This window comes from Plantactinospora sp. CA-294935 (assembly GCF_050936445.1).
Lineage (GTDB): Bacteria > Actinomycetota > Actinomycetes > Mycobacteriales > Micromonosporaceae > Plantactinospora.
This window is the reverse complement of sequence record NZ_JBNJMU010000001.1, coordinates 7,638,141-7,661,736: the sequence shown is the minus strand read 5'-3', so window position 1 is coordinate 7,661,736 and position 23,596 is coordinate 7,638,141. Positions and strand designations below refer to the sequence as shown.

Here is a 23,596-nt window from a genome sequence, read left to right as displayed (position 1 = left end):
CGGTCGGGGGTGCGGCCGGGACGGCGGGGATCAGTCGACGACCTCGACGTCCTTCCAGAAGGCGACCCGGTCCCGGACCATCTCGGCGTCCGGCTTCGGCTCGGGGTAGTACCAGACGGCGTCGACACTGCGCCGGCCCTCGTGCTCCAGCGTGTAGTACGACGCGGTGCCCTTCCAGGGGCAGACGGTGTGCGTGTCGGACTCCCGCACCAGATCGTCGCGGAGGGCCGTACGCGGGAAGTAGTGGTTGCCCTCGACCACGACGGTGTCCGCGCTCTCCGCGATGACCAGGTCGTTCCAGATGGCTTTCGGCATGTCCCCAGACTATGCCGGCCGCCCGGGGCCGCCACCCGGCCGGCCCGACGGTGCACCGGGCCGGGACGGTGCCGGTGCCGCAGCTCGCAGTGGGTGCTCCGCGGATGGCCGGAACTCGCTCCCGGGAGGGAGGTGCTCGGCGGACCGGGCCCGGATACTGGGGCGATGCGCGCGTGCTGGGACCGGCTGACCGAGTGGGGACGGTCCAGGCCGCCGCTGGTGGTGGACGCGCTGGTGGCGATCGCCTGCTATCTGATCATCATCATCAACGCGTTCACCCACCAGCGCACCGAGTGGTGGGTGTTCCTGCTCGCCGGATTGAACGCGACCCCGCTGGTCTGGCGTCGACGCTATCCGTTCTGGGTCACCGCCGTGACCGGGGTCGGCACCACCTGGCTGGCCCTGGCGGGCGCGCTCGGCAACGTGCCGACCGCACAGTTGGTCGCCACCTACACGTTCGCTTCGATCTGCCCGCCGGTGCACCGGGTCGTCCTGGTCGTCGGCACCCTCGTCGGGGTGGCCATCTCGGTGGTGCCGAAGGACGAGGTGCTCTCGTTCGGTCCGACCGCGATCGCGTTCCTGGTCGCGTACGCGATGGGCACCAGTGCCCGGGCACGCCGGGACCGGATCTCGATGCTGGAGGAGCGGGCCCACCGGCTGACCGAGGAGCAGGACGCCGCCGCCGCCCGGGAGCGGGAGCGGATCGCCCGGGAGGTGCACGACATCCTGGCGCACTCGATGAGCCTGGTGGTGGTGCAGGCCGAGGCCGGGCCGGTGGTGGTCCGGTCGGATCCGGACAAGGCCGAGGAGGTCTTCGACACCATCTCCGGCACCGCCCGGGAGGCACTGGTGCAGCTCCGCCGGGCGCTCGGGGTGCTCCGCTCGGACGGGCCCGCCCGGGCGCCGGTGCCGGACCTGGACGCGGTACGGCCGCTGGTCGAGAGCGCCCGGCGGGCCGGCCTGCTCGCCACCCTGGAGGAGCACGGGCAGCGGCGACCGGTGCCGGCGGACCTGGGCGTGACCGCGTACCGGATCGTGCAGGAGTCGCTGACCAACACGCTGCGGCACGCCCGGGCCGGCGCGGTCCGGGTCCGGATGGACTGGGCCGACGCCGCGCTCCGGCTGGAGGTGAGCGACGACGGTCGCGGGCCGTCCGGCGACGGCCGGCCGGGCGGGCTCGGGCTGGTCGGCATGCGGGAGCGGGTCTCAGCGGTCGGCGGCACCCTCAGCACCGGACCGGGGCCGGACGGCACGGGGTTCCGCGTCGCGGCGACGCTGCCGCTACGGTAGGCACGCACCGCCACCGGAGCACTGCCGGCCGACCGGCCATCGCCGGACCGCCGGACCGGCCGTGGTGACGGTGGCGACACGACGGACGGACCGCGTCGGTGCGGTGCCGGCGGGCCGGTCAGCACGGGGGAGGGCCGATGTCCGAGCGATCCACACTGCGGGTGCTCATCGCCGACGACCAGGCACTGGTGCGGGACGGCTTCGGCATGATCCTGGCCGCCCAGCCGGACATCACGGTGGTCGGCGAGGCCGCCGACGGCGCCGAGGCGCTGCACCGGACCCGCGAACTCGGCCCGGACGTGGTGCTGATGGACATCCGGATGCCCAACATGGACGGTATCGCGGCGACCGCCCGGATCTGCGCCGAGACGTCGGCCCGGGTACTGGTGCTGACCACCTTCGACCTCGACGAGTACGTCTACGACGCGCTGCGGGCCGGGGCGAGCGGCTTCCTGCTCAAGGACATGCGCCGGGAGGAGCTGGTCAACGCCGTCCGGGTGGTGGCCGCCGGTGAGGCACTGCTGGCGCCGACGGTGACCCGGCGGCTGATCGCCGACGTGGTGTCCCGGGGCCGTCCGGCCCGGCCCGATCCCGCCCCGGGCCGGCTGGCGGTGCTCACCACCCGGGAGACGGAGACGCTGCGCCAGGTCGCCCGGGGACTCTCCAACGCCGAGATCGCCGCCGCGCTCTTCGTCAGCGAGCACACCGTGAAGACGCACGTCAGCAACCTGCTGGCCAAGCTGGGGCTGCGGGACCGGGTGCAGGCGGTGGTGCTGGCGTACGAGTCGGGTCTGGTGCTGCCCGGCGATCTCGGTGTACCGGGGGAGGTCGGTCCGGCGGCGGCTCGCTCCGTGGAGTGAGCCGCCCGGCGGCGATCCCACCCGCGCGGCGGACCGGAGATCCACTCCGTACGGCGATCCGGCGCGACCGCCTCCCGGACCACCATCATGGCAGCTCCCGGAGGCGGGAGGTCCATATTGGAGAACGCCATGTCACGTCTGATCACCGGGTACGCCATCCGGCGTCCCGTCGTCGTACTCCTGCTCTGGCTGGCCGTCCTGGTCGGCGGGTTCGGGGTCGGAGTGGGAGTGTTCGACCGCCTGGTCTCCGACGTCGGCGGCGTGCCGGGCAGCGAGTCGGACGTCGCCCAGCAGCGGTTGGCCGACGCCCCGCCCGAGCCGGTCCGGATCACCGCCGTCGTCACCGGCAGACCCGCCACCGATCCGGCCGTCCGAGCCAGCGCCGCCGCCGCGATCGCCGAGGTACGCACCATGCCGGGCATCGCCGAGGTCTCCGACCCGATCCCGTCGACGACAACCGGGCAGGCACTGCTGATCTCGGTCACCCTGACTCCCGGGGACGACGAGACCGAGGCGGCCGAGGCGGCGGCGGCCCGGCTGCACCGGATCGAGGCGCCGTCGGTGGTGGTCGGCGGTGGGCCCATCACCGACCAGGAGTTCAACTCGCAGGCCCAGCGGGACGTGGCCCGGGCGGAGGCCCTGAGCATGCCGGTGGTGCTGGTACTGCTGCTGCTGATCTTCGGCGGCCTGGTCGCGGCCGGGCTGCCGCTGCTGGTGGCCGTGGTCGGCATCGGCGGGACCTTCGGCCTGCTCTACGCCTTCAGCCTCGTCTCCGACGTCTCGGTCTACGCCGTGCAGGTCACCACGATGCTCGCGGTCGGGCTCGCGGTCGACTACGCGCTGCTGATGGTGAGCCGGTTCCGCGAGGAGCGGGTCACCGCGCCGGACGTGCCGACCGCGGTCGCCCGGACGGTGGCCACCGCCGGCCGTACCGTGCTGTTCGCCGGGCTGACCGTGGCGGTGGCGCTCACCGGCCTGCTGGTCTTCCCGGACCCGTTCCTCCGCTCGATGGGGCTGGCCGGTGCCGCCGTGGTCGCGGTGGACATGCTGGCGGCGCTCACCCTGCTACCCGCGCTGCTGGTGCTGGTGGGCCGGCGGATCCCGGCGGCGAAGCCGCGTACCAAGGTCGGGGTGTTCGCCCGGGTGGCCGGGCTGGTCCAGCGCCGGCCGGTGCTGACCCTGGTCGCCACGGTCGGGGTGATGGGTACGCTCGCCGTGCCGGTGCTGGATCTGCGGCTGTCCACCGGGGACCCCCGGCTGCTGCCGACCAGCACCCAGACCCGGCAGATGTGGGACGCGTTCGGCACGCACTTCCCGGACCGTACCGCCCCGAGCGACATCGTGGTGCTGGCCTCGGCGCCGTCCACCGATCCGGAGCTGGCCCGGTGGCAGGAGCGGGTCGCCGCGGTACCCGGAGTCACCCGGGTCGAGGCGGCGCCGGCGGGTCCGGGGCTGACCGTACTGCGCGCGGCGCCGGCCGCACCGCCGGAGGAGGCGGCGGCCCGGGACACGGTCACCGCGATCCGGGCGCTGCCCGCGCCGTTCGAGGTGGTGGTCACCGGCGACGCCGCCCGGCTGGTGGACTACCGCCAGATGCTCGCCGACCGGCTGCCCTGGGCGGTCCTGGTGGTCGTGCTCGCCACCCTGGCGCTGCTCTTCGCGCTCACCGGCTCGGTACTGCTGCCGATCAAGGCCGTCCTGACCAACGTGCTCAGCCTCGGTGCCGCGCTCGGGGCGGTGGTCTGGGTCTTCCAACAGGGCCACCTGGCCGGCCTGCTCGGCACGGTACGGCTCGACTCGACCCACCTCACCGTGCCGGTACTGGTCGGCGCGATCGCCTTCGGACTCTCGGTGGACTACGAGGTGTTCCTGCTGTCCCGGATCCGGGAGCGCTGGCTCGCCGGCGCCGATCCGCAGCGGGCGGTGGCCGAGGGGTTGCAGCGGACCGGTGCGATCGTCACCTCGGCGGCGCTGCTGCTGGTGGTGGTCTTCGCCGGGTTCCTGGTCGGCGGCTTCGCCCCGATCAAGGCGATCGGGCTGGGCCTGGTGCTGGCGATCGCCCTGGACGCCACCGTGGTCCGGATGCTGCTGGTGCCGGCCACCATGACCCTGCTCGGCCGGTACAACTGGTCGGCTCCGGGGCCGTTGCGCCGGCTGCACGCCCGGATCGAGGTGCGGGAGGCCGAGCCGGCACCGCCGGAACCCGTCCCGGCCCTGCTCCGGTAGCCGCTCGGGCTCCGGGGTCCGGCTCCGGTAGCCGCCCGGGCTCCGGTCCGGCACCGCCCCGCCGCCACCAGGATCCGGTGGCGGCGGGGCGGTGAACGGGGTGCCTCCGACGGGTGAAGGAAACTGCCGTATCGCAAAAGGTCATCGGAAGATATTGACTTGTGATCGACTAGCAGCCATCCTCGTCGATATTCAAACCCCCGCTCGGTATGGAGGACCCCTTGTTCAGACGTACCGTCAGAATCCTCGCGGCGCTCACCATGGCGGCCGCGGCCACCCTCGTCGCCACCGTGACCACCGCCGGCCCCGCCCAGGCCGACGGCTGCTACACCTGGGGCCGGACCCTCTCCGAGGGAATGTCCGGTGAGGACGTACGGCAGTTGCAGATCCGGGTCGCCGGCTACCCCGGCTACAACTCGGTACTGGTCCTCGACGGCGTCTTCGGGCCGGCCACCCGGGCCGCGGTGGTCCGCTTCCAGCAGGCGTACGGGCTCGGCGCCGACGGCATCGCCGGCCAGCAGACGTTCAACCGGATCTACGCGCTCCAGGACGACGACTGCACCCCGATCAACTTCACCTACGCCGAGTTGAACAACTGCAACTCGGACTGGTCCGGCGGCGCGGTCCCGGCCGCGACCGCCCGGTTCAACGCCCTGGTCAACATGTGGAAGCTCCAGGCCATGCGGCACGCCCTCGGCGACCAGCGGATCCGGGTCACCAGCGCGTTCCGCAGCCACGCCTGCAACAACGCCGTCGGCGGGTCGCCCAGCAGCCGGCACCTCTACGGCGACGCGGTCGATCTCGGCGTCTCGCCGCACAGCCTGTGCCGGCTCGCCCAGCAGGCCCGCAACCACGGCTGGCGGGAGATCCTCGGCCCCGGCTACCCCGGACACAGCGACCACACCCACGTGGCGCACGATCCGATCCGTACCTGGTCGGCGAGTTCCTGCGGCGTCTCCTGACCGCGCCGCCGGACGCCCGTCCGCGCGACGGGCAGCGGCGGCCCAGCGTTGACAGCGGGGCCCTTCCGACCCGGAAGGGCCCCGCCCGCGCCGCAGGGGATCAGGTCAGCGGATCCGACGACGGCGGCTCGGCGTCGTCGGTGCGGTCCGCCGCCGGCAGCCACAGCACGAAGGTGCTGCCCCGGCCGACCGAGGAGAAGAGCGCCACCTGCCCGCCGTGCGACTCGGTGATCTGCCGGACGATCGCCAACCCCAGCCCGGTACGCCGTTCGGACCCGGCCGCCGGATCGGCCCGCCCGCGCCAGAACCGGTCGAACACCCGGGACTGGTCGGCGGTGGCGATCCCCGGTCCCTCGTCGGCGACGCCGACCCAGAGCCAGCCGCCGATCCGCCCCGCCGCCACCGTGACCGTGCCGCCGGCCGGGGAGAGCCGTACCGCGTTGGAGAGCAGGTTGCCGACCGCCCGGCGCAGCGCGTCGTGGTCGCCGATCAGCAGCAGGTCGGGGCTGACGTCGTACGCGACGTTGACCTGACGGGCGGCGGCGACCGCGGCGAACTCCTCGCCCGCCTCCCGGGCGACCTCGCCGAGCAGTACGTCGGTGTCGGCGAGCGCGTCCGCCCGGCGGCGTGCCGTGGCGAGCAGGTCCTCGACCAGCCGGGACATCCGGTTGGTGGCCCGGTCGATGACCGCGACCGCCCGGACCCGCTCCGCGTCGGTGGCGTCCGGTGCGTCGAGCAGCGAGGCGTCCAGGTTGGCCCGGATGATCGCCAGCGGGCTGCGCAACTCGTGCGACGCGTCGTCGATGAGCTGGCGCTGGGTCCGGAACGCCTCCTCCAGCCGGTCCAGCATCGAGTCGATGGTGTCGCCGAGTTCGCGCAGCTCGTCCCGGGCGCCGGCCAGCCGGATCCGCCGGGACAGGTCGGTGGCCTGGATCTCCCGGGTGGTACGCGCGATCGCGCCCACCGGCCGCAGCGCCCGCCCGGAGAGCACCCAGCCGATGCCGAGACTGGCCACGAAGAGCCCGGCCAGCGCGATCAGCGAGTAGTTGCGCAACGTCTCCAGGGTGCGGAAGTTGACCTCCGACTCGATCTCGTCCACCTCGGCCACCGTCAGCGTCCCGACCGTCCTGCCGTGCTTCACCACGTCCGCCTCGTACTGGTTGGTGATCGGCTTCGGGTTGGTGCTGTATTCCACCGCCAGGTAGGTGACGGCGAGTCCGGCCCCGGCCAGCGCGAAGAGCAGCGTGGAATAGAGCACCGTGAGCCGGAACCGGATCGACTGCACGAACGGCAGCCAGCGGCGCAACCGCCGGCCCGGCGTCGACAGCACGCCGCCTCCGGCAGCCGGTGTCCCCGGCCCGGACGTCACGCCGTCGCCCGAAACCAGGACCTCCGGCTCGGACATCACGCCGTCTCCCGCAGCCGGTAGCCGCGCCCGACGACGGTCTCGATCGCCTCGCCGCCGAGCTTGCGGCGCAGCGTGCCGACGGTGACCCGGACGGTCTGGGTGAACGGGTCGGCGTTGGCGTCCCAGACGTGCTCCAGCAGCTCCTCCGCCGAGACCACGTGACCGGGGCGGGTCATCAGGTATTCCAGCACCCCGAACTCCTTGCGGGTCAGGTGCAGCCGGGTGCCGTCCCGGCTGGCCTCCTGCCGGGCCACGTCGAGGTGGAGCGGGCCGACCCGCAACACCGCCGACCCGCCGCCGGAGTCCCGGCGCAGCAGCGCGCGTACCCGGGCCAGCAGTTCGGCCAGGGCGAACGGCTTCACCAGGTAGTCGTCGGCGCCCTCGTCCAGCCCGCGTACCCGGTCGTGCAGCGCACCCCGGGCGGTGAGCATCAGTACCCGCAGGTCGCTGCCGCCCTCGACCGGCACCTCGCCCCGGCGGATCGCGTGGCAGACCGCGAACCCGTCGCCATCGGGCAGGTTCAGGTCGAGCAGCATCAGGTCGTACGCGTTGACCGCCAACCGCTCGTACGCTCCGGCGACGTCGGCGGCGACGTCCACCGCGTACCCCGCACGGACCAGGCCGAGCCGCACCGCGTCGGCCAGGTCCTCCTCGTCCTCCACCACCAGTAACCGCATGATCCGACGCTATCCGCCGTTCCTGATGATCCGCTCGGCGGCCCGCTGGGCCCGGTCGATCGGGATCGCGAAGCCGATGCCGATGTTGCCGCTGCCGTCCAGGGTGGCGATCGCGGTGTTCACCCCGACGACCTCGCCCCGGGCGTTCACCAGCGGTCCGCCGGAGTTGCCGGGGTTGATCGAGGCGTCGGTCTGGATCGCGCTCTGCCGGGCACCGCTGTTGCCGAGTCGTACCTGCCGGTCCAGCGCACTGACGATGCCGGCGGTGACGGTGCCGGAGAGCCCCAGCGGGGAGCCGACCGCGAGCACCGGTTCGCCAACCCGGACGTCGGCGGCGGCGAGCCGCAGCGGCCGCAGCGTTCCGGCCGAGCTGACCCGCAGCACCGCGATGTCGCTGCCCGGGTCCCGGCCGACCACCTCGGCCGCCAGCCGCCGGCCGTCCTGGCCGACCACGCTCACCGTGGTGGCGCCGGCCACCACGTGGCTGTTGGTGATGACGTGCCGCTCGTCGACGGCGAAGCCGGATCCGCCGGCCCGGCCGGCCCGCACCGACAGCACCCCCGGCAGCGCGGTGGCCGCGGCCCCGATCAGGTCGTTCGGCACCGCTCCGCCGCTCGGCGCGGGCGCCGGCGACAACGGAGTGGCCGGCGGGGGACCGGCCAACTCCGCCGCCGGTGGCGGCTCGTCCGCCGCCACGTATCCGCCGGCCAGCGCGCCGGAGGCGGCCGAGAGCGCCACCACGGCGAGCCCGGCCAGCAACATCCGCCGCCACCGCGCCGCGCCGGCCGCCGGCCCCCCATCGGGTACGCCGACCGGGGTGACCGGCGCCGGCCAGGCGTCCAGCGCCGGGGAGACGAAGCCCGGTCCCCGGGGCCGGCCCAGTCCCGGTGGCGCCGCCGTCATCTCTGCGTGCTCCATCTCTCCGCCACTCCCTCCACTGTGGAAATACCTGCCCGGTCAGGGGATCCGGGCGAACCAGAACATCGACGCGGCGGCGGCGAGCAGCGCCAGGATCAGGCCGATCCCGATGAACCGGGCGGAGACGTCCTGCCGCTCCAGGGTGTAACCGACCGAGCTGCCGATGTCGGCGTACACGGCCCGCAGCTCGTCGCTGCTGCCCGCCTCGTGGTAGCCGCCACCGGTCCGCTCGGCGACCATCCGCAGCGTCTCGCCGTCCACCGGTACGGTCATCGGCCGGTTGCCCTGCTCGATCACCCCGTCCGAGGTGCCGAACGCGATGGCGTCCACCGGTACCCCGGCACTCGCCGCCTCGGCCGCCGCCTCCTCCGGATCGCTGCCGGAGGTGTTGGCGCCGTCGGAGAGCACCACCACCCGGGCCGGCGGCGGATCCTCGGCGGCCTGCCCGTCCAGGGTGGCGATCGTCTCCAGCGCGGTGGCGATCGCGTCCCCGATCGCGGTGCCCTGCTGCCCGGTGCCGCCCTCGGCCAGCCGGTCGATGCCGGCGTCCAGCATCTGCCGGTCGGTACCCGGTGCGACGAAGACCGAGGCGTTGCCGGCGAAGGCGACCAGCCCGACGTTGAACTCCTCGGGCAGCCCGTCGACGAACTCCCGGGCCGCCGCCTTCGCCGAGCTGAGCCGGTCCGGCGGTACGTCGTCGGCGAGCATCGACAGCGACACGTCCACCGCGATCACCACGGTGGCCCGCTCGCGCGGCACCCGTACCTCGTCGGTGGGGCGGGAGAAGCCGACCACCAGCAGCCCCAGCATGGCCAGGAAGAGGCTCGCCGGCACGTGCCGCCGCCAGCCGGGCCGGCTCGGCGCCACCCGGTCCAGCAGGCGCAGGTTGGTGAAGCGGACGGCGTACCGGCTGCGGCGGCGCTGCATCACCAGGTACGCCACGGCCAGCGCCACCACCCCGGCCAGCAGCCACAGCCGGCCCGGACTCTCCAGCGTCATCGTTCCTCCTCCTTCACGCCGCGCCGCCGCTCGGACCGCCGGCCGGGCCGGGGGTACGGGCCGCCGCCGCGAGGCGGCGCTGCGCGTACACGTGCCGAACGATGTCGGTCACCCAGTCCCGGTCGGTACGCAGTGCCAGGTGTGCCGCACCGGCCCTGCGCAGTGCCGCCCGGACCAGTGCCCGCTGCTGACGCGCCGCCTCGGCGTACCGCTCGCGGAGCCGCCGGCTGCCGGTGGAGACCTCGCGGCGCCGCCCGCTCTCCGGGTCGACCAACGTGATCAGCCCGACGTCCGGCAACTCCAGCTCACGCGGGTCGGTCACCTCGACCGCCAGCACCTGGTGCCGGACGGCGAGCCGGCGCAGCTCGGCCTCCCACTCCGGCCGCTCGTCGGCGGCGTCCCGGCCGGTCGGGTCGCCGGCGGACTCCGGCAGCCCGTCGAGCCAGTCGGAGACGACCACCACCAGGCCCCGGCGCGGCGCCGCGCGGTGCAGCCCGGCCAGCGCCTCCGCCAGCGCCGGTGGCCGGGACCCGGCCGGGCCGCGCGGCGCGGCCAGCAGCGTGTGCAGCAGGCCGAGCAGGTGCTCCCGACCGGTACGCGCCGGAAAGCGCCGGATCCCGTCCGCGCCGAGCAGGTGCCCGCCGAGCCGGTTGCCGAAGTTGGCCGTCAGGTAGCCGATCGCGGCCGTGGCGGCCACCGCCAACTCCCGCTTCTCCAGCTCGGCGGTGCCGAAGTCCATGCTCGGGGTGGAGTCGACCAGCAGCCAGGTGGTCAGTTCCCGGTCGGCGTCCACCTCCCGGACGTGCGGCACCCCGGTACGCGCGGTCACCGCCCAGTCCATCCGGCGCACCTCGTCCTCGCCGGGCCGGTACTCCCGGCTGCCGGTCAGCTCGCTTCCGGCCCCCGGCAGCAGGCCCAGGTGCTGACCGTGCAGCAGCCCGTCGAGCCGCCGGGTGATCGCCAGTTCCAGCCGGCGCAGCCGGCGGTGCGGCGCGAGCTGGTGCACCGTGGCGTATCCCTCGTTCATCGCGCGCGTCTCCTGTTCCTTCGGTCCGTCCGGCGGGGCGGGCGGCGGGACCACCGTCGCCCGCCACGCCCGCCCGGTCGGCGGCGACTCACGCCGCCCGCTCCGCCTGATGCGGCTGCTCCGCCTGCTGCGGGGCGATCTGCGGCGGCGGTACCGCGGCGACCAGCCGGCGTACCACGGACTCCGCCGAGATCCCGTCGGCGACCGCGTCGAAGGACAGCACCAGCCGGTGCGCCAGTACGTCGACCGCCAGCTCGGTCACGTCGGCCGGCAGCACGTACTCCCGGCCCCGCAGCAGGGCCAGTGCCCGGGCGGCGGCGACCAGCCCGAGGGTGGCCCGCGGACTCGCCCCGTACGCCAGCCGCGCCGAGAGGTCGCCCGCGCCGAACCGGTCCGGGTGCCGGGTGGCCACCACCAGCCGCACCACGTACTCGGCGATGGCGTGGTGCACGAAAACCCCACGCGCCTGCTCCTGGAGGGCGCGCAGCCGAGCCGGGTCCAGCACGGTGCGCGGCTCCGGCCGGGTGGTGCCCATCCGGTAGAGGATGCCCAGCTCCTCGTCGTCGGTGGGGTAGTCGACGAGGATCTTCAGCAGGAACCGGTCGCGTTGTGCCTCCGGTAGCTGGTAGACCCCCTCCGACTCGATCGGGTTCTGGGTGGCGAGGACCAGGAACGGCTCGGGCACCGGGTAACTCCGGCCGCCGATCGAGACCTGCCGTTCGGCCATCGCCTCCAGCAACGCCGACTGCACCTTCGCCGGCGCCCGGTTGATCTCGTCGGCCAGTACCAGGTTCGCCATCACCGGACCCAGCTCCACGTCGAAGCTCTCCGAGGAGGCGCGGTAGATCCGGGTACCGACGATGTCCGACGGCACCAGGTCCGGAGTGAACTGGATCCGGGAGAAGTTCCCGCCCACCGCGACGGCCAGGGTCTGCGCGGCGAGTGTCTTCGCCACCCCCGGTACGCCCTCCAGCAGGCAGTGCCCGTCGGCCAGCAACGCGGTGAAGAGCCGCTCCACCAACCTGTCCTGCCCGACGATCACCCGCTTGACCTCGAACATCGCCTGTTCGAGCGCGATGTGCGGCGCCTCCGGCAGGACGCGTGCCGCCTCCGGCCCGGCAGCGGTGATGCTCATCGGCGGTACCTCACAGGCCGGCTTCGGCGGGCGTGGCCGCGCCGCCGTTCTTCTCGGGGCAGTCCTCGGCCACGTCGGTCGAGGTGCCGAAGACGTTGCCGTTGTTCTCGGTGACGATCCGTACGGTCTTCTCCGAGCCGGCCGGGTCGTCGGCGTACGCCGCCGTGGCGATGCCGACGGCCGTGACGGCCGCGGCACCGGCGAGGGTCAGTCCGGCGATCCGCTTGATCCGCATGGTCCCTGTTCCTTCCGTCGAAGTTGGTGCTCAGGGCGGGCGCCCGGATCAGGGGAGAGTGGAGAACCGGGCGCCCGATGGAAGCCATGACATCAGGCAGGACCGAAAAGGAGCCGAAGGTCGGTTCGCCCTCGGCGGGCGCCCGCCGAGTAGTGGGGACGGGCCCGCCCCGGGCCGCCATGGGGGAAGGCGGCGACCCGGGGCGGGCCGGTCGGGTGATGAGGCGTCAGTTCTTCGGGGGTAGCCAGCCGAGGAAATGCACGGCCAGCGTGAGGGCGTCGCTGTCCGGCTGGTCGGCCAGGGCGGTCAGCATCGTGCGGGCGAGATGCAGCCGCAGTCCTTGCCGGTCGTCCCGGTACATATGCAGCAGGACGAGTCGGGCCGGCTGACAGGGCCATTTCGCCCCACAGGCGCGGCAGAGGAAGAGCGGGCGGGTGTGGGTGTGCGGGCGGCGGCGGGCGAAGATCGGCCGGGTCACGGTGTGCCGCCGGACTCGTACCGGCTCATCGCAGCCGGCGTCCCGCCCGGCCGCCCCGGTCCGCCCGGCGGGTCTGCGCCGGGGTCGCACCCACGCGGCCGATCTCGGGCGAGCCGGTCGGCGAGGTCCGGAACGGGAACCGGCTGTTCGCGGCACGGACGCGCGGCGGCGGTGGCGGCGGATACGGCCTCGGGACGAGTGCGACGGAGTCCGGGCAGCGCCAGCGAAACCCGCATCGGCAATACCGCCAGAGCCGCCGCCAGTCCCGGCGATGGCGCGGCTTTGTTCGACCCACCGGAATCATCGTTTCCTCCTTTCTCGGAAATGGAAGCGGGGGCGGCGCCCGGATTCCCTGTTCCCTTCCGGCGCCACCCCCGCGGCAGCCCTCGCCCGGCCTTCAGTCACCTTCCCGGAATTGGTTTCGAGCGGGGGCGCCTCCCTTCCACAGTGGCCCGACCGGCCCTATCCTCGGAAGGCATCGCGCCGCATTGTGGTTGCTCAGGGCACATCGTGTTCGGTGTGTGGCGCGCCGGTCGGACCTGTGAGGACGGTGTGATTATGGATGATCGAATTCGCTATCTGCTCGACGAGTTGCGACTGACCCGGGATGCGCGCGGAATGACGCAGGAGGATCTGGCCCGCCATATTCCGTGGGCCGCCTCCACCATCGGCATGATCGAAAGCGGCCGTCGCAAACCACCGCCCGGTTTCTGGGTTGCCGTCGACGGCGCCCTACAGACCGGTGGCGCGCTCGGCCGCCTCGCCGTCCGCCTCGGCTCGTCGCCGTGGTTCGTTGACTGGTGGACCGCCGAGGAGGGGGCGGTGTCGCTGCGGTCGTTCCAGGCTCTGGTCGTGCCCGGCCTGTTGCAGACCGAGGCGTACGCCCGAGCGGTGCTGACCGAGGCGGGCTTGACCAACCTTGAGGAGGCGGAGCGCCGGCTCACCATGCGCCTCGCCCGCAAGACGTTGCTGACCCGGGACAATCCGGTGGACCTCACGGCCGTACTCGACGAGGAGCTGTTGCACCGCCCTGTCGGTGGGCCGGCTGTCATGCGTGAACAGTTGGACGCGCTGCTCGCCGCATGCGCCCTGCCGCATGTGCGGCTACACGTCGTTCCGATATCGGCCGGCGCGTATCCGGGACTGAACGGACCATTCGCGATCGCCACAGCGCGGGACCGGACCGAGACTGGCTACCTCGACAACCAGTTGAGTTGGCAGGTGATCGAAGACCCGGAGGACCTGGCGGTACTACAGCGGGCATGGGAGGCCGTTCGGAGCGAGGCCCTTCCGTGGCAGCAGTCCGCCGAGTTGATAAAGGAAGTGGCAGAGAAGTGGATCTGACCGGCGCTGTGTGGATCAAGAGCACCCGATGCGACGGCTCGGGCAGCTCGATCAGCAAGCTAGTGTGAGATCAACTTGTCGACCCTGTCCGTCGGGAGACCAGTCCCGACTCGTACGCGGCGATCACCAGTTGGGTACGGTCGCGGGCGTCGAGTTTGGTCAGCAGATGGCTGACGTGGGTCTTCACGGTGGCGAGGCTGACCCGCAGCCGCTGCGCGATCTCCGCGTTGGAGAGCCCCCGGGCGACGAGGACGAGGACCTCCCGTTCCCGTCCGGTGACGTCCGCCATCCGCCCGCCGAACGGGCCGACCGGCTCGTGGTTGCGGGCGAACTCCGCGATCAGCCGCCGGGTGACCGACGGAGCCAGCAGGCCTTCACCGGCGGCGACCACCCGGATGGCCGACAACAGATCACTCGGCGGGGTGTCCTTGAGCAGAAAGCCGCTCGCCCCGGCCCGCAACGCGGCGTAGACGTACGAGTCGAGATCGAACATGGTGAGCATCAACACCCGGACCTTTGCCGTCTCCGGCGAACCGCAGATTCTTCGGGTGGCTTCGATTCCGTCCAGCTCGGGCATCCGGACGTCCATCAGTACGACGTCGGGAGCGGTCAGCCGGGCAAGCTCCACCGCCCGGTGACCGGTGTCCGCGTCGCCGACCACCACGAAGCCCGGCTCGTCCTCGATCAGGACCCGGAAGCTGCCCCTCAGCAGCGCCTGATCGTCGGCAACCAGCACCCGGACGGCATCACTCATGCCCGCTCCTCGGTTCGCTCGTCGGCGGCACGAGTCCTGGGACAGGGCTGGCTGATTCGCTCGCTGCGCTCACTCATGGCCGTCCCTGGATCGATCGCCGACCCGGCGAAAGGGGATCCGGGCGGTGACCCGATAACCACCCTCCGGCCGTGGCCCGGCGGCGAAGTGCCCGCCGTACATCAGGACCCGCTCCCGCATACCGGTCAGGCCGTGCCCGGCATCGGTGAGTCCGGCACCGGTCTGCCCACCGGCCTCACGGGTACCGCCATCGCGCCCGTCGTCGGTGACCTGGATCCGTACCTCGGCTCCGACCGCCTCGACCGCCACCCGGCACCGGGTCGGCGCCGCATGCCTGGCGGCGTTCGTCAACGACTCCTGCACGATCCGGTAGATCGTCAACCCCATCGCCTCGGACACCTGCTCCACACCGTCGATCGTCAACTCCACCCGTACGCCGGAGGCCGCCGCCCGCTCGGCAAGCGCGGAAAGTCCCGCCGGCCCCGGCGCCGGTGCCAGCTCCGGCGCTGCCCCGTCCGCCGGCCGTTGCGTCGTCGACCCGTCGCTGTACGCCTCCGAGCGCAGCACCCCGAGCATCTGCCGCATCTCGACGAGGGCGTTCCGACTGGTCTCCTCGATGACCCGCAGCGCATCGGCCACCTCGGCAGGTCGGGTCCGGACCACGTGGTTGGCGACCGCGGCCTTGACCGCGATGATGCCGACGCTGTGCGCGACGATGTCGTGCAACTCCCGGGCGATCCGCAACCGTTCCGTGGTCACCGCCGACCGGGCCAACTGCTCGGCCGCCCGGGCCGCGGTGGTCCGCTGCTGCTGGACGGCGCTGCCCAGCAGCCACGAGCCGCCAACGAGCAGCCAACCGATGATGATCAGGCCCGGCCCCTCCTGCCACCAGTACGCGTGCACGCCGCTGGCGGGGCGTGACGGTACCGTTCCGGCGATCCCGAGCGCCGTCAGGACGGCGGCCAGCGCCCACCGCCGCCCCGTTGCGGCGACCCCGACGGTGTAGAGCGCCACCGCCGTGCCGAGGAACGGGTCCGTCAGCACCCCGAGCGGCAGCGCCAGCACCGACGCGCTCAGGACCACCGCCAGCACCGGCAACGGCCACAGCCGCCGTACGGCCAGCGGCAGCCCGATCGCGGCGGTGAGCGCATCGGCCGCCCAGCCGGGCAGTTCCGCCGGGGCGTACCCCTGGGTGTGCCGCAGCAGCAGGAGCACCCCGACGTAACCGGCCGCGCCGAGGCAGTCCAGCGCGACCAGTCGTCGGTGACCTGGCCGGTCGACCCAGCTCACAGGTCCCGGCGCCGCATGCTCAGATAGCCGCCGAGTACGGCCGCGAGCGTCCACAGCAGCAGCACGCCGATCCCGGTCCACGGGCCGAGGACAGTATCGTCGGGCGGTTCCCGGCGCAGGATGATGCTGCCGGCCGCGTCGGGCAGGAACTGGGCCACGGTACGCACCTTCGGCAGGTTGTTCAGGATCTCCGAACCCATGAAGAAGATCGGCACCAGGATACCCAGCGTCAGGGCCGAGCTGCGCAGCATGGTCGCCAGCCCCATCGAGAACGCGCACGCCAACGTCAGGTAGAGGACGGCACCGATGATCGCCCGGGGCACGCCGTCGTCGGTGACGGCCGCGTTGTGCGCACCGCCGATGGCCGCCTGCGCGGTGAAGAACGTGCCGAGGGTGACGACGGCGGCGACGACAAACGCGATCGACGTCCCGGTGACCACCTTCGCGGTGTAGAACACACCACGCCGGGGTACCGCCGCCAGCGAGGAGCTGATCGTCCCGGTGGCGTACTCGCCGCTGGTCAGCAGCACACCGAAGACGACCAAGGCGATCATGCTGAGCCGGAGACCGTTGAATCCCGACCCGACCGGGTCGAACGACGCCCTCCCCTCCGGGCTCATCCCGTCGTACGCGCCGCGCAACACCATCCCGAACAGCAGGGCGATGCCGACGCTCGCCACGAAGCACAGCACCAGGGACCCGAGCGAGGACCGCAGGGTACGGGCCTTGGTCCATTCGAACGCGATTGCCGATCCGAGGGCCGAGGCGGTGGCCGGCGCGGAGGCCGATCCGACGGCCGATCCGGTGGTTGCCATGCTCATTGCGTCCCTCCGGTCGACCGCTCCGCCCGATGGCCCACCGAGTCGGCGGTGAGCCGCATGAAGGCTTCCTCCAGCGACGCCGACTGCACGCTCACCTCGTGGACCGTCACCCGGCTCTGCGCGACCAGCGCGCCCACGGTCTCGACCGGTACACCGGTCACCTCCAACATCGCATCGGTACCGGTGTCGGCCCGGACACCCGCCCCGGCCAGTACGTCCCGAAGCCGCTCCGGCTCGGGGGTACGGATCCGGATGTAGGAACGCGAATTGGCGGCGATGAACGCTTCGAGGGAGCTGTCCGCCAGCAGTCGACCCTTGCCGACCACGATCAGGTGGTCGGCGGTCAGTGCCATCTCGCTCATCAGGTGGCTGGAGACCAGGATCGTCCGACCCTCTGCGGCCAACCGCTTCATGAAGTCACGGATCCAGCGGATGCCCTCCGGGTCGAGCCCGTTCACCGGCTCGTCGAGCAGCAGTACCGGCGGGTCGCCGAGCAGCGCCGCGGCGACGCCGAGCCGCTGGGCCATGCCGAGGGAGAGGGTGCCGGCGCGTCGCCGAGGCACGCTCTCCAGGCCGACCGTTTCGAGCACCTCCCGGACCCGGGTCTCCGGAATCCGGTTGCTGCGGGCCAGCCCCAGCAGGTGATGGTACGACGTCCGCCCCGGATGCACCGCCCTCGCTTCGAGCAGGGCTCCGACCTGCCGCAACGGCTCGGCCAGTTCCCGGTAGGGCCGACCGCCGATCAGCGCCGCACCCCGGGTCGGTCGGGTCAGTCCGAGCAGGGCGCGCATCGTGGTCGACTTGCCTGCCCCGTTCGGGCCGAGGAAACCCGTCACCTGGCCGGGCTTCACCCCGAAGGAGAGCCCGTCGACGGCGACCGTGTCCCCATAGCGTTTCGTCAGGTCACATACCTCGATCATGGCCCGAAGAATGGCCCAGGAGCCGAGGTGGGCACATCGGGCCCGGGACTGTCATCCCCGAGACTGAGGCCGCTGTCGAACAGTCCGGAGCAGCGTCACCGCCTCGGCCGGACGGGGGCAACCCTGAGATTTTTCCGGGTTCCGCTGACCACCTTCGACAGATGTGCCCGGGTACCCGCGCGGGCCAGTCTTCCGTCATGCGAATACCTTCCCGACGCTGGCTGCTCGGTGGGCTCGTGGCGCTGCTGGTGGTCTCGGTGCCGGCCGCCGCGCCGACCGCTCTCGCCCGGACCGGGGCACCCGCACCACCGTTGCGGCTCAGCCTGCCCCAACCGACCGGGGCGTACCCGGTCGGCAGCACCGAACTGCACCTGGTCGACGCCGAGCGCCCTGACCCGTGGGTGGCAGGTCGGCCGAGAGAACTGATGGTCAGCCTCTGGTACCCGGCGCTGACCGCCCACGGCGGGCAGCCGACGCTCTACCTCCCGCCGCTGGCCGCGCAGCGGTTCGCCGACCGTACCGACGCGCAGCTCGGGCTGGCCGCCGGTCAGGTCGACTGGGCCGGTATCGCCACCCACGCCCGCGCCGGGGTGCCGGTACGTCCCCGGCTCGGCGGCCACCCCGTCGTGCTCTTCTCGCCCGGAGGAGGCGTAGCCAGGGCGCACGGCACCATGCTGGCGACCGAGTTGGCCAGCCGGGGGTACGTGGTGGTGACGGTGGACCACACGTACGAGACGCCGGAGGTCGAGTTTCCCGGTGGCCGGGTCGAGACGCAGCGGCTACCCGAGATCGACCCGACCGAACTCAACCACCGGATGCTCGAGACCCGGGTCCGGGACACCCGGTTCGTCCTCGATCGGCTCGCCCTCCTCGCCCGAGGCGGCAACCCGGACGCCGGGCACCGGCGGCTGCCGCACGGCCTCGGCGCCGCACTGGACCTGTCCCGGGTCGGCATGTTCGGCCACTCGGCCGGAGGCTTCACCACCGCCGAGACGATGCTGGTGGACCGCCGGCTGGACGCCGGGGTGGACATGGACGGCAGCCTGGCGTACAGCTTCTCGGCCGGGGACTTCGGCGACGTCGTACACCAGGGGTTGGACCGGCCGTTCCTGCTGATGGGGGCGGGGCAGAGCGCCGGGGCGCCGCACACCCACCAGCACGCCCGGGACTGGGCGGACTTCTGGGCGCACTCCACCGGCTGGAAACTGGACCTCTATGTGGCCGAGGGGGAGCACTTCACCTTCACCGACCACCAGGCACTGCTGTCGCAGCTCGCCGGGGCGTTCCCGCTGCCGCCGGGGCTGGTCGAGGGATCGATCGGCACCGTGGCCCCGGACCGGATCGTCGGCTCGCTGAAGGCTTACCTCACCGCCTTCTTCGACCAGCACCTGCGCGGGCAGCCGCAGCCGCTGCTGTGGAACCCGTCGCCCCGGCACCCCGACGTCACCTTCGTGCGCCCCTAGCCTCCTACGTCTTGGAGAGCGTGGCCGTGAAATCGACGCCGAGGTGGGTGCCGTAGGTGTAGGCGGCCTTCCGTCCGGCATCCGGCCCGCTCGAAGGGCACCGAGAACAAACCGATCAGACGATCAGCGTTACGGCGAGCCAGGCGCCGTCGCCGATGGCACCGGCAGTCCCGCCTCGTATCCCACGGCGAAGGCATCCAACGCCGCGTCGGTGCCGGCCCGGTCGCCGGTGGCGAGCAGGTCGAGCAGCAGTCCCCGGATCACCGCCAAGCCGAGCCGGGCGTGCGTTCGGGCCAGCTCGGCCGGTACGCCACGCCGGGCGGCCAGCTCGACGTTGAGGTCCAGCCAGCTCTGCACGATCCCTTCGAGCAGGGTGCCGGTGCCCGGACGGTCCTGCACCGCTTGGCCGTACAGCTCAAAGAAGAGCCGTTCGTACGGCCACAGTGCCGGATCGGAGACCCGGCGCCACATGCTCCGGATGATCTCGGCCGGTGAGTCGGCCGGGTCGAACTCGAGAGTGGCCAGGGCCTCCCGCTGGCGCCGCTCCATCTCCCGGACCACCTCGACCAGCAGCCCTTCCTTGGAGCCGAAGTGGTAGATCAGCATCCGGTGGCTGGTGCCGAGGTCCGCCGCCAACCGGCGCAGGCTCGGCGCGCTGGCGCCCTGTTCGGCCATCCGGTCCACGACGCGGGACAGCAGTTGCTCCCGTGCTTCACCAGCCATGTACCGTACGGTACATGTACCACTTGGTACAGCAGTGAGGAGAGTGCGACGTGGCGCGGAAAGAGATCGACGTACGGGTGCACACCACGGCCAGCCCGGCGGTGGTCTACGCATTGCTGGTCGACGGAGCCGGTTGGCCCGGCTGGTCACCGCTGGGCTCCTTCGAGCTGGAGCGCCCCGGCGCGGACGAGCCGGAGGGGGTCGGCGCGATCCGGGTCTTCCGGACCGGCCGGGTGACCAGCCGGGAGCGGGTGGTCGAGCGGGTACCGGACCGCCGGTTCAGCTACGAACTCCTCTCCGGGCTGCCGCTGCGCGACTACCGGGCCGACGTCGACCTCACTCCGGAGGGCGGCGGCACCGCGATCCGCTGGCACTCCACCTTCGCCGCCAAGGTGCCGGGCACCGGCTGGCTCTACCGCCGGGCACTCGGCCGGTTCATCGGCCAGGTCGCGGCGGGCCTCGCCGCGCACGCCGCCGCCACGGCCGCCCGCCCCAGTTGATCCGCGCCCGCCCCGTCGACCTGGCAGCAGGCCGCCCCGGCTGATTCGCGCATGCCGCCGCCACGGCCGCCCGCGCCGGCTGATTCGCGCCCGCCCCGTCGACCTGGCAGCGGCCGGTCGGAGCGGTCCGGCCGGCCGCCGGTCAGCGCAGGGTCCGCTGGACCGGTATCCCGGGTAGCAGCGCGGCCACCCGACTCGCCGCCGGCTCGTTGTCGATCTGCCGGAACAGCGCGTACGCGGCGGACCACGCCGACGCGGCGGCCGGGTTGTCCTCGACACTGGCGTACGCGTGCCCGAGCACGGTCAGCGTCCGTGCCCGGATGAAGTGGAACCGCGCCTCCCCGAGCAGTTGGAGCACCCGGCGCAGCAACGCCACCGCCCGGCGCGGCCGGCCGTCGATCAGCTCCAGTTCGCCGAGCCCGATCAACGAGATCGCCTCGCCGAATGCCAGCCCGTCGGCCTGACTGCGGGCCAGCGCCACCGCCAGGGTGTGCCGGGCGGACCTGTGACCGATTACGGCGTAGAGCTGACCCAGCCGGGCCAGCGCGTACGTCTCCTGCACCTGGTCGCCGGTCTCCCGGGCGACCGCCACCGCCTGCCGTAGGTACTCCTGGCCGGGCTCAGGCCGGTCCAGGTCCCCGTACGTCAGGCCGAGCACGGTCAGCGCGGTGCTCTCGTCCCGGCTCGCCCCCATCCGCCGGGCGAGGTCCAGGTATCGGTGACCCAGTTCCCGGGCGACCTCGTCGCGCCCCTGCTCCCGGCTGATGATGGCGCGCTGCGCCAGCGCGTGGCACTCGCCGAGCTGGTAACCGGCGGCGGCCGAGATCGACAGCGCCTCGGCGAGCAGCGGCGCTGCCTCCTGGTGCCGGCCGGTCACCCGGTAGACGTCCGCGCAGAGCCAGAGCGCGTCCGCCACCCCGCGCGGCTCGTCCACCAGCCGGAAGATCCGCAGTGCCGCCTCGGCCGCGTCGAGCTTGTCCCGCAGTTCGGTGCCGGGCCGCGAGGTCCACAGGTCGGCGAGGTTGCGCAGCAGCACCGCCTCGCCGCGCCGTTCCCCCGCCCGCCGGCAGGCCCGCAGCGCCGCCTGGTGGAGCTGCCGCGCCTCGTCGTGCATGCCGCGCAACTCGTAGCAGGGCTGCGTCGTCGCGGCGAGGTTCCAGGCCAGCTCGGCCAGGTCGAGCCCGGCCGCCTGCCGGATCGAGGCGACCAGCGCCGGACGCTCACGGTCGAACCAGCCGACCGGGTCCTCCACCGGTTCAGCCGGGGCGGCCGGCGGCCAGCGGCGGGCCGGACCGGAGATCCGAGCCAGCGTCCGGCCCGGCAGCCGCTCGTCCGCCGCCTCCGCCCGGGTCAGCCAGGCGCCGAACGCCCGCTCCAGTGCGGCCCGCCGGACCTCGTCGGACTCCTCGGCGGCGGCCCGTTCCCGGGCGAAGAGCCGGACGAGGTCGTGCATCCCGTACCGGGGCTCACCGCCGGACGGGTCGAGCAGCTCCAGCAGGCAGGCGTCGACCAGCGACTCCAGCAGGATCTCCGCCTGTGCCGGCGGCACGTCGAGCATCGCGGCGCCGGTCCAGGCCGGCACGTCGGGCGCGTCGAGCAGACTCAGCAGCCGGAGCATCCGGCGGGCCGGTTCGGCCAGGGCCTGGTAGCTGAGCCCGAGGCTCGCCCGCACCTCCAGATCGTCGGTGGCGAGTTCGTCGAGCCGGCCGAGTTCGTCGCGGAGACGCTCGGCGAGCTGCCCGAGCCGCCAGTGCGGCCGGGCCGCGAGCCGGGCCGCGGCAATGCGTACCGCCAGCGGCAGGTACCCGCAGAGCCGGACGATCTCGGCGACCGCCGCGGGTTCGGTCCGGGCCCGGTCCGGCCCGACGATCCGCTCCAGCAACTGGATCGCCTCGTCCGGCGCGAAGGTCGCCAGCCCCAGGTGGGCGGCCCCCTCCAGCCCGGTCAGCCGGGCCCGGCTGGTGACGATGACCGCGCCCGGGGCGCCACCGGGCAGCAGCGGCCGGACCTGCGCGGCGGACCGGGCGTCGTCGAGTACGACCAGCAGCCGCCGCTCGTGCACCGCGTCCCGGAACTGGCCGGCGCGTTCCTCCAGGCTGTCGCTGTGCAGGCTGTCGGGGATGCCGAGTACCCGAAGGAAGCGCCTGAGTACCGCGAACGCGTCGGCCGCGTCCGGCCAGCTTCCCCGCAGGTCCGCGTAGAGCTGCCCGTCCGGGTACTCCCGGCGCAGCCGGTGCGCCACGTACCAGGCCAGGCTGGACTTGCCGACGCCGGCCGGCCCGGAGAGCGCGACGACCCGCAGCCGGTCGGCCGGACCGGTGAGGCTGGTCTCCAGCCGGCCGACGGCGTCGCCGCGACCGGTGAAGTCGGCGACGGTCGGCGGCAGTTGGTGCGGGCGGGGCGGACTCGACACCGGCGGGGCGGCCTCGATGCCGCCGCCGGACGGGCTGGCCAGCTCCGGGTCCGTGTGCAGCATCCGCAGATGCAGCCGGCGCAGCTCCGGTCCGGGGTCGACGCCCAGGGTGTCGGCCAGCCGGTGCCGGAGCCGGCTGTAGTGCTCCAGGGCGTCCGCCTGCCGTCCACTGCGGTACAGCGCGAGCATGAGCTGCCCGGCGAGGCGTTCGTCCAGCGGATGCTCACCGGCCCGCCGGCTCAGCTCCGGCAGCAGCGCCGCGTGCCGGCCCTGGCGCAGCGCGATGTCGCAGCGGTCGAGTTCGGCCGCGAACCGCTCCTGCCCCAGCGCCGTACGCAGGGCGCTGAGCCACGGCGTCTCCAGGTGGGCGAACGCCTCGCCCCGCCACAGCCCGAGCGCCTCGTCGAACAGCCCGAGCGCCCGGGCGTCGTCCAGGGTGCTCCGGGCCTGCCGGACCAGCCCCCGGAAGCGGTGCAGATCGACGGCGTCCGGCTCGACGGTCAACTGGTAACCGGCCGACCTGCGCAGCACCGTGACGTCTCCGGCGGGGGAGAGGTGGTTGCGGAGCCGGGAGAGGTAGCTGTAGAGCGTTTCGCGGGCCCGCTGCGGGCGGCGGTCGCCCCAGACCCGGTCCAGCAGTTGGTCGACGGAGACCACTTCGTTCGCCTCGACCAGGAGCGCGACCAGGACGCAGCGCTGTCGTGCCGGGCCCACCTCGATCCGGTGCCCGTCGACGCGGACGTCGATGTCGCCGAGCAGCCGAAACTCCAGCACCGTCCGCGAACCTCCGCCTGCTCGGGGCAACCCTGCCCGGTGGTCG

22 protein-coding genes are annotated in these 23,596 nt (G+C 73.1%); 7 read left to right on the top strand and 15 right to left on the bottom strand.

Going from position 1 to position 23,596, the window contains the following annotated elements; all coding sequences use genetic code 11:
- Positions 1-30: 30 nt before the first annotated feature.
- Positions 31-315: a DUF427 domain-containing protein gene (locus ACQEVC_RS33535; protein WP_318396577.1), complete on the bottom strand. Its 285-nt coding sequence runs from the start codon at positions 313-315 to the stop codon at positions 31-33.
- A 165-nt stretch (positions 316-480) separates the two neighbouring features.
- Between ACQEVC_RS33535 and ACQEVC_RS33530 the strand changes: the two genes are divergently transcribed.
- From ACQEVC_RS33530 to ACQEVC_RS33515, 4 genes are all read left to right on the top strand, one after another.
- Positions 481-1,605: a sensor histidine kinase gene (locus ACQEVC_RS33530; RefSeq protein WP_432885787.1), complete on the top strand. Its 1,125-nt coding sequence runs from the start codon at positions 481-483 to the stop codon at positions 1,603-1,605.
- Between the two features lie 137 nt (positions 1,606-1,742).
- Entirely contained in the window at positions 1,743-2,465 is a 723-nt protein-coding gene (locus tag ACQEVC_RS33525; RefSeq protein WP_432885785.1) for a response regulator, read from the top strand.
- Positions 2,466-2,594: 129 nt separating this feature from the next.
- Complete coding sequence (locus tag ACQEVC_RS33520) at positions 2,595-4,691, top strand: MMPL family transporter (RefSeq protein ID WP_432885783.1); 2,097 nt, start codon at positions 2,595-2,597, stop codon at positions 4,689-4,691.
- Between the two features lie 221 nt (positions 4,692-4,912).
- Positions 4,913-5,653, top strand: a complete 741-nt coding sequence (locus ACQEVC_RS33515; RefSeq protein WP_432885781.1) for a D-Ala-D-Ala carboxypeptidase family metallohydrolase — start codon at positions 4,913-4,915, stop codon at positions 5,651-5,653.
- Between the two features lie 100 nt (positions 5,654-5,753).
- Here ACQEVC_RS33515 and ACQEVC_RS33510 read toward each other — a convergent pair whose 3' ends face one another.
- The 8 genes from ACQEVC_RS33510 to ACQEVC_RS33475 form a co-directional block, all read right to left on the bottom strand.
- Complete coding sequence (locus ACQEVC_RS33510; protein ID WP_432885778.1) at positions 5,754-7,058, bottom strand: sensor histidine kinase; 1,305 nt, start codon at positions 7,056-7,058, stop codon at positions 5,754-5,756.
- On the bottom strand, positions 7,058-7,738 hold the full coding sequence (locus tag ACQEVC_RS33505; protein WP_318396571.1) for a response regulator transcription factor: 681 nt from the start codon (positions 7,736-7,738) through the stop codon (positions 7,058-7,060). The genes ACQEVC_RS33510 and ACQEVC_RS33505 overlap by 1 nt, the downstream gene beginning before the upstream one ends.
- A 9-nt stretch (positions 7,739-7,747) precedes the next feature.
- The gene (locus ACQEVC_RS33500; RefSeq protein WP_432891849.1) at positions 7,748-8,641 is read right to left on the bottom strand and encodes a S1C family serine protease; all 894 of its coding nucleotides are present in this window, start codon (positions 8,639-8,641) and stop codon (positions 7,748-7,750) included.
- Between the two features lie 54 nt (positions 8,642-8,695).
- Entirely contained in the window at positions 8,696-9,655 is a 960-nt protein-coding gene (locus ACQEVC_RS33495; protein ID WP_432885776.1) for a VWA domain-containing protein, read from the bottom strand.
- Between the two features lie 13 nt (positions 9,656-9,668).
- A complete protein-coding gene (locus ACQEVC_RS33490; protein WP_432885773.1) occupies positions 9,669-10,682 on the bottom strand; it encodes a DUF58 domain-containing protein in 1,014 nt (337 codons plus the stop codon).
- A gap of 88 nt (positions 10,683-10,770) precedes the next feature.
- Positions 10,771-11,817, bottom strand: a complete 1,047-nt coding sequence (locus ACQEVC_RS33485; protein WP_432885771.1) for an AAA family ATPase — start codon at positions 11,815-11,817, stop codon at positions 10,771-10,773.
- 10 nt (positions 11,818-11,827) lie between these two features.
- Positions 11,828-12,052, bottom strand: coding sequence for a hypothetical protein (locus tag ACQEVC_RS33480; RefSeq protein ID WP_346256391.1), 225 nt, complete (start codon positions 12,050-12,052; stop codon positions 11,828-11,830).
- A gap of 226 nt (positions 12,053-12,278) precedes the next feature.
- On the bottom strand, positions 12,279-12,530 hold the full coding sequence (locus tag ACQEVC_RS33475; protein WP_318396565.1) for a flavin reductase: 252 nt from the start codon (positions 12,528-12,530) through the stop codon (positions 12,279-12,281).
- Between the two features lie 510 nt (positions 12,531-13,040).
- On the opposite strand from ACQEVC_RS33475, the gene ACQEVC_RS33470 reads away from it, so the two are divergent.
- The gene (locus ACQEVC_RS33470; protein ID WP_432885768.1) at positions 13,041-13,874 is read left to right on the top strand and encodes a helix-turn-helix domain-containing protein; all 834 of its coding nucleotides are present in this window, start codon (positions 13,041-13,043) and stop codon (positions 13,872-13,874) included.
- Between the two features lie 70 nt (positions 13,875-13,944).
- Here ACQEVC_RS33470 and ACQEVC_RS33465 read toward each other — a convergent pair whose 3' ends face one another.
- The 4 genes from ACQEVC_RS33465 to ACQEVC_RS33450 all read right to left on the bottom strand — a co-directional run bounded on the left by ACQEVC_RS33465 (position 13,945) and on the right by ACQEVC_RS33450 (position 17,677).
- The gene (locus ACQEVC_RS33465; protein ID WP_432885765.1) at positions 13,945-14,628 is read right to left on the bottom strand and encodes a response regulator; all 684 of its coding nucleotides are present in this window, start codon (positions 14,626-14,628) and stop codon (positions 13,945-13,947) included.
- A gap of 69 nt (positions 14,629-14,697) precedes the next feature.
- Entirely contained in the window at positions 14,698-15,936 is a 1,239-nt protein-coding gene (locus ACQEVC_RS33460) for a sensor histidine kinase (protein ID WP_432885762.1), read from the bottom strand.
- Positions 15,933-16,757 carry a hypothetical protein gene (locus ACQEVC_RS33455; protein WP_432885760.1) on the bottom strand — a complete coding sequence of 275 codons (825 nt, stop codon included), beginning with the start codon at positions 16,755-16,757 and terminating at the stop codon, positions 15,933-15,935. Before ACQEVC_RS33455 ends, ACQEVC_RS33460 begins: the two co-directional genes overlap by 4 nt.
- Complete coding sequence (locus tag ACQEVC_RS33450) at positions 16,754-17,677, bottom strand: ABC transporter ATP-binding protein (protein WP_432885758.1); 924 nt, start codon at positions 17,675-17,677, stop codon at positions 16,754-16,756. The genes ACQEVC_RS33455 and ACQEVC_RS33450 overlap by 4 nt, the downstream gene beginning before the upstream one ends.
- Before the next feature lie 197 nt (positions 17,678-17,874).
- On the opposite strand from ACQEVC_RS33450, the gene ACQEVC_RS33445 reads away from it, so the two are divergent.
- Positions 17,875-19,140 (top strand): alpha/beta hydrolase family protein, encoded by a 1,266-nt coding sequence (locus ACQEVC_RS33445; protein ID WP_432885755.1) that lies wholly within the window; start codon positions 17,875-17,877, stop codon positions 19,138-19,140.
- 129 nt (positions 19,141-19,269) lie between these two features.
- Here the strand turns inward: ACQEVC_RS33445 and ACQEVC_RS33440 are convergent, their stop codons facing one another.
- Positions 19,270-19,863, bottom strand: a complete 594-nt coding sequence (locus ACQEVC_RS33440) for a TetR/AcrR family transcriptional regulator (RefSeq protein ID WP_432885753.1) — start codon at positions 19,861-19,863, stop codon at positions 19,270-19,272.
- 50 nt (positions 19,864-19,913) lie between these two features.
- On the opposite strand from ACQEVC_RS33440, the gene ACQEVC_RS33435 reads away from it, so the two are divergent.
- Positions 19,914-20,363 carry an SRPBCC family protein gene (locus tag ACQEVC_RS33435; protein WP_432885750.1) on the top strand — a complete coding sequence of 150 codons (450 nt, stop codon included), beginning with the start codon at positions 19,914-19,916 and terminating at the stop codon, positions 20,361-20,363.
- A gap of 142 nt (positions 20,364-20,505) precedes the next feature.
- Here the strand turns inward: ACQEVC_RS33435 and ACQEVC_RS33430 are convergent, their stop codons facing one another.
- Positions 20,506-23,550, bottom strand: a complete 3,045-nt coding sequence (locus ACQEVC_RS33430) for a BTAD domain-containing putative transcriptional regulator (protein WP_432885748.1) — start codon at positions 23,548-23,550, stop codon at positions 20,506-20,508.
- Positions 23,551-23,596 lie beyond the last annotated feature (46 nt).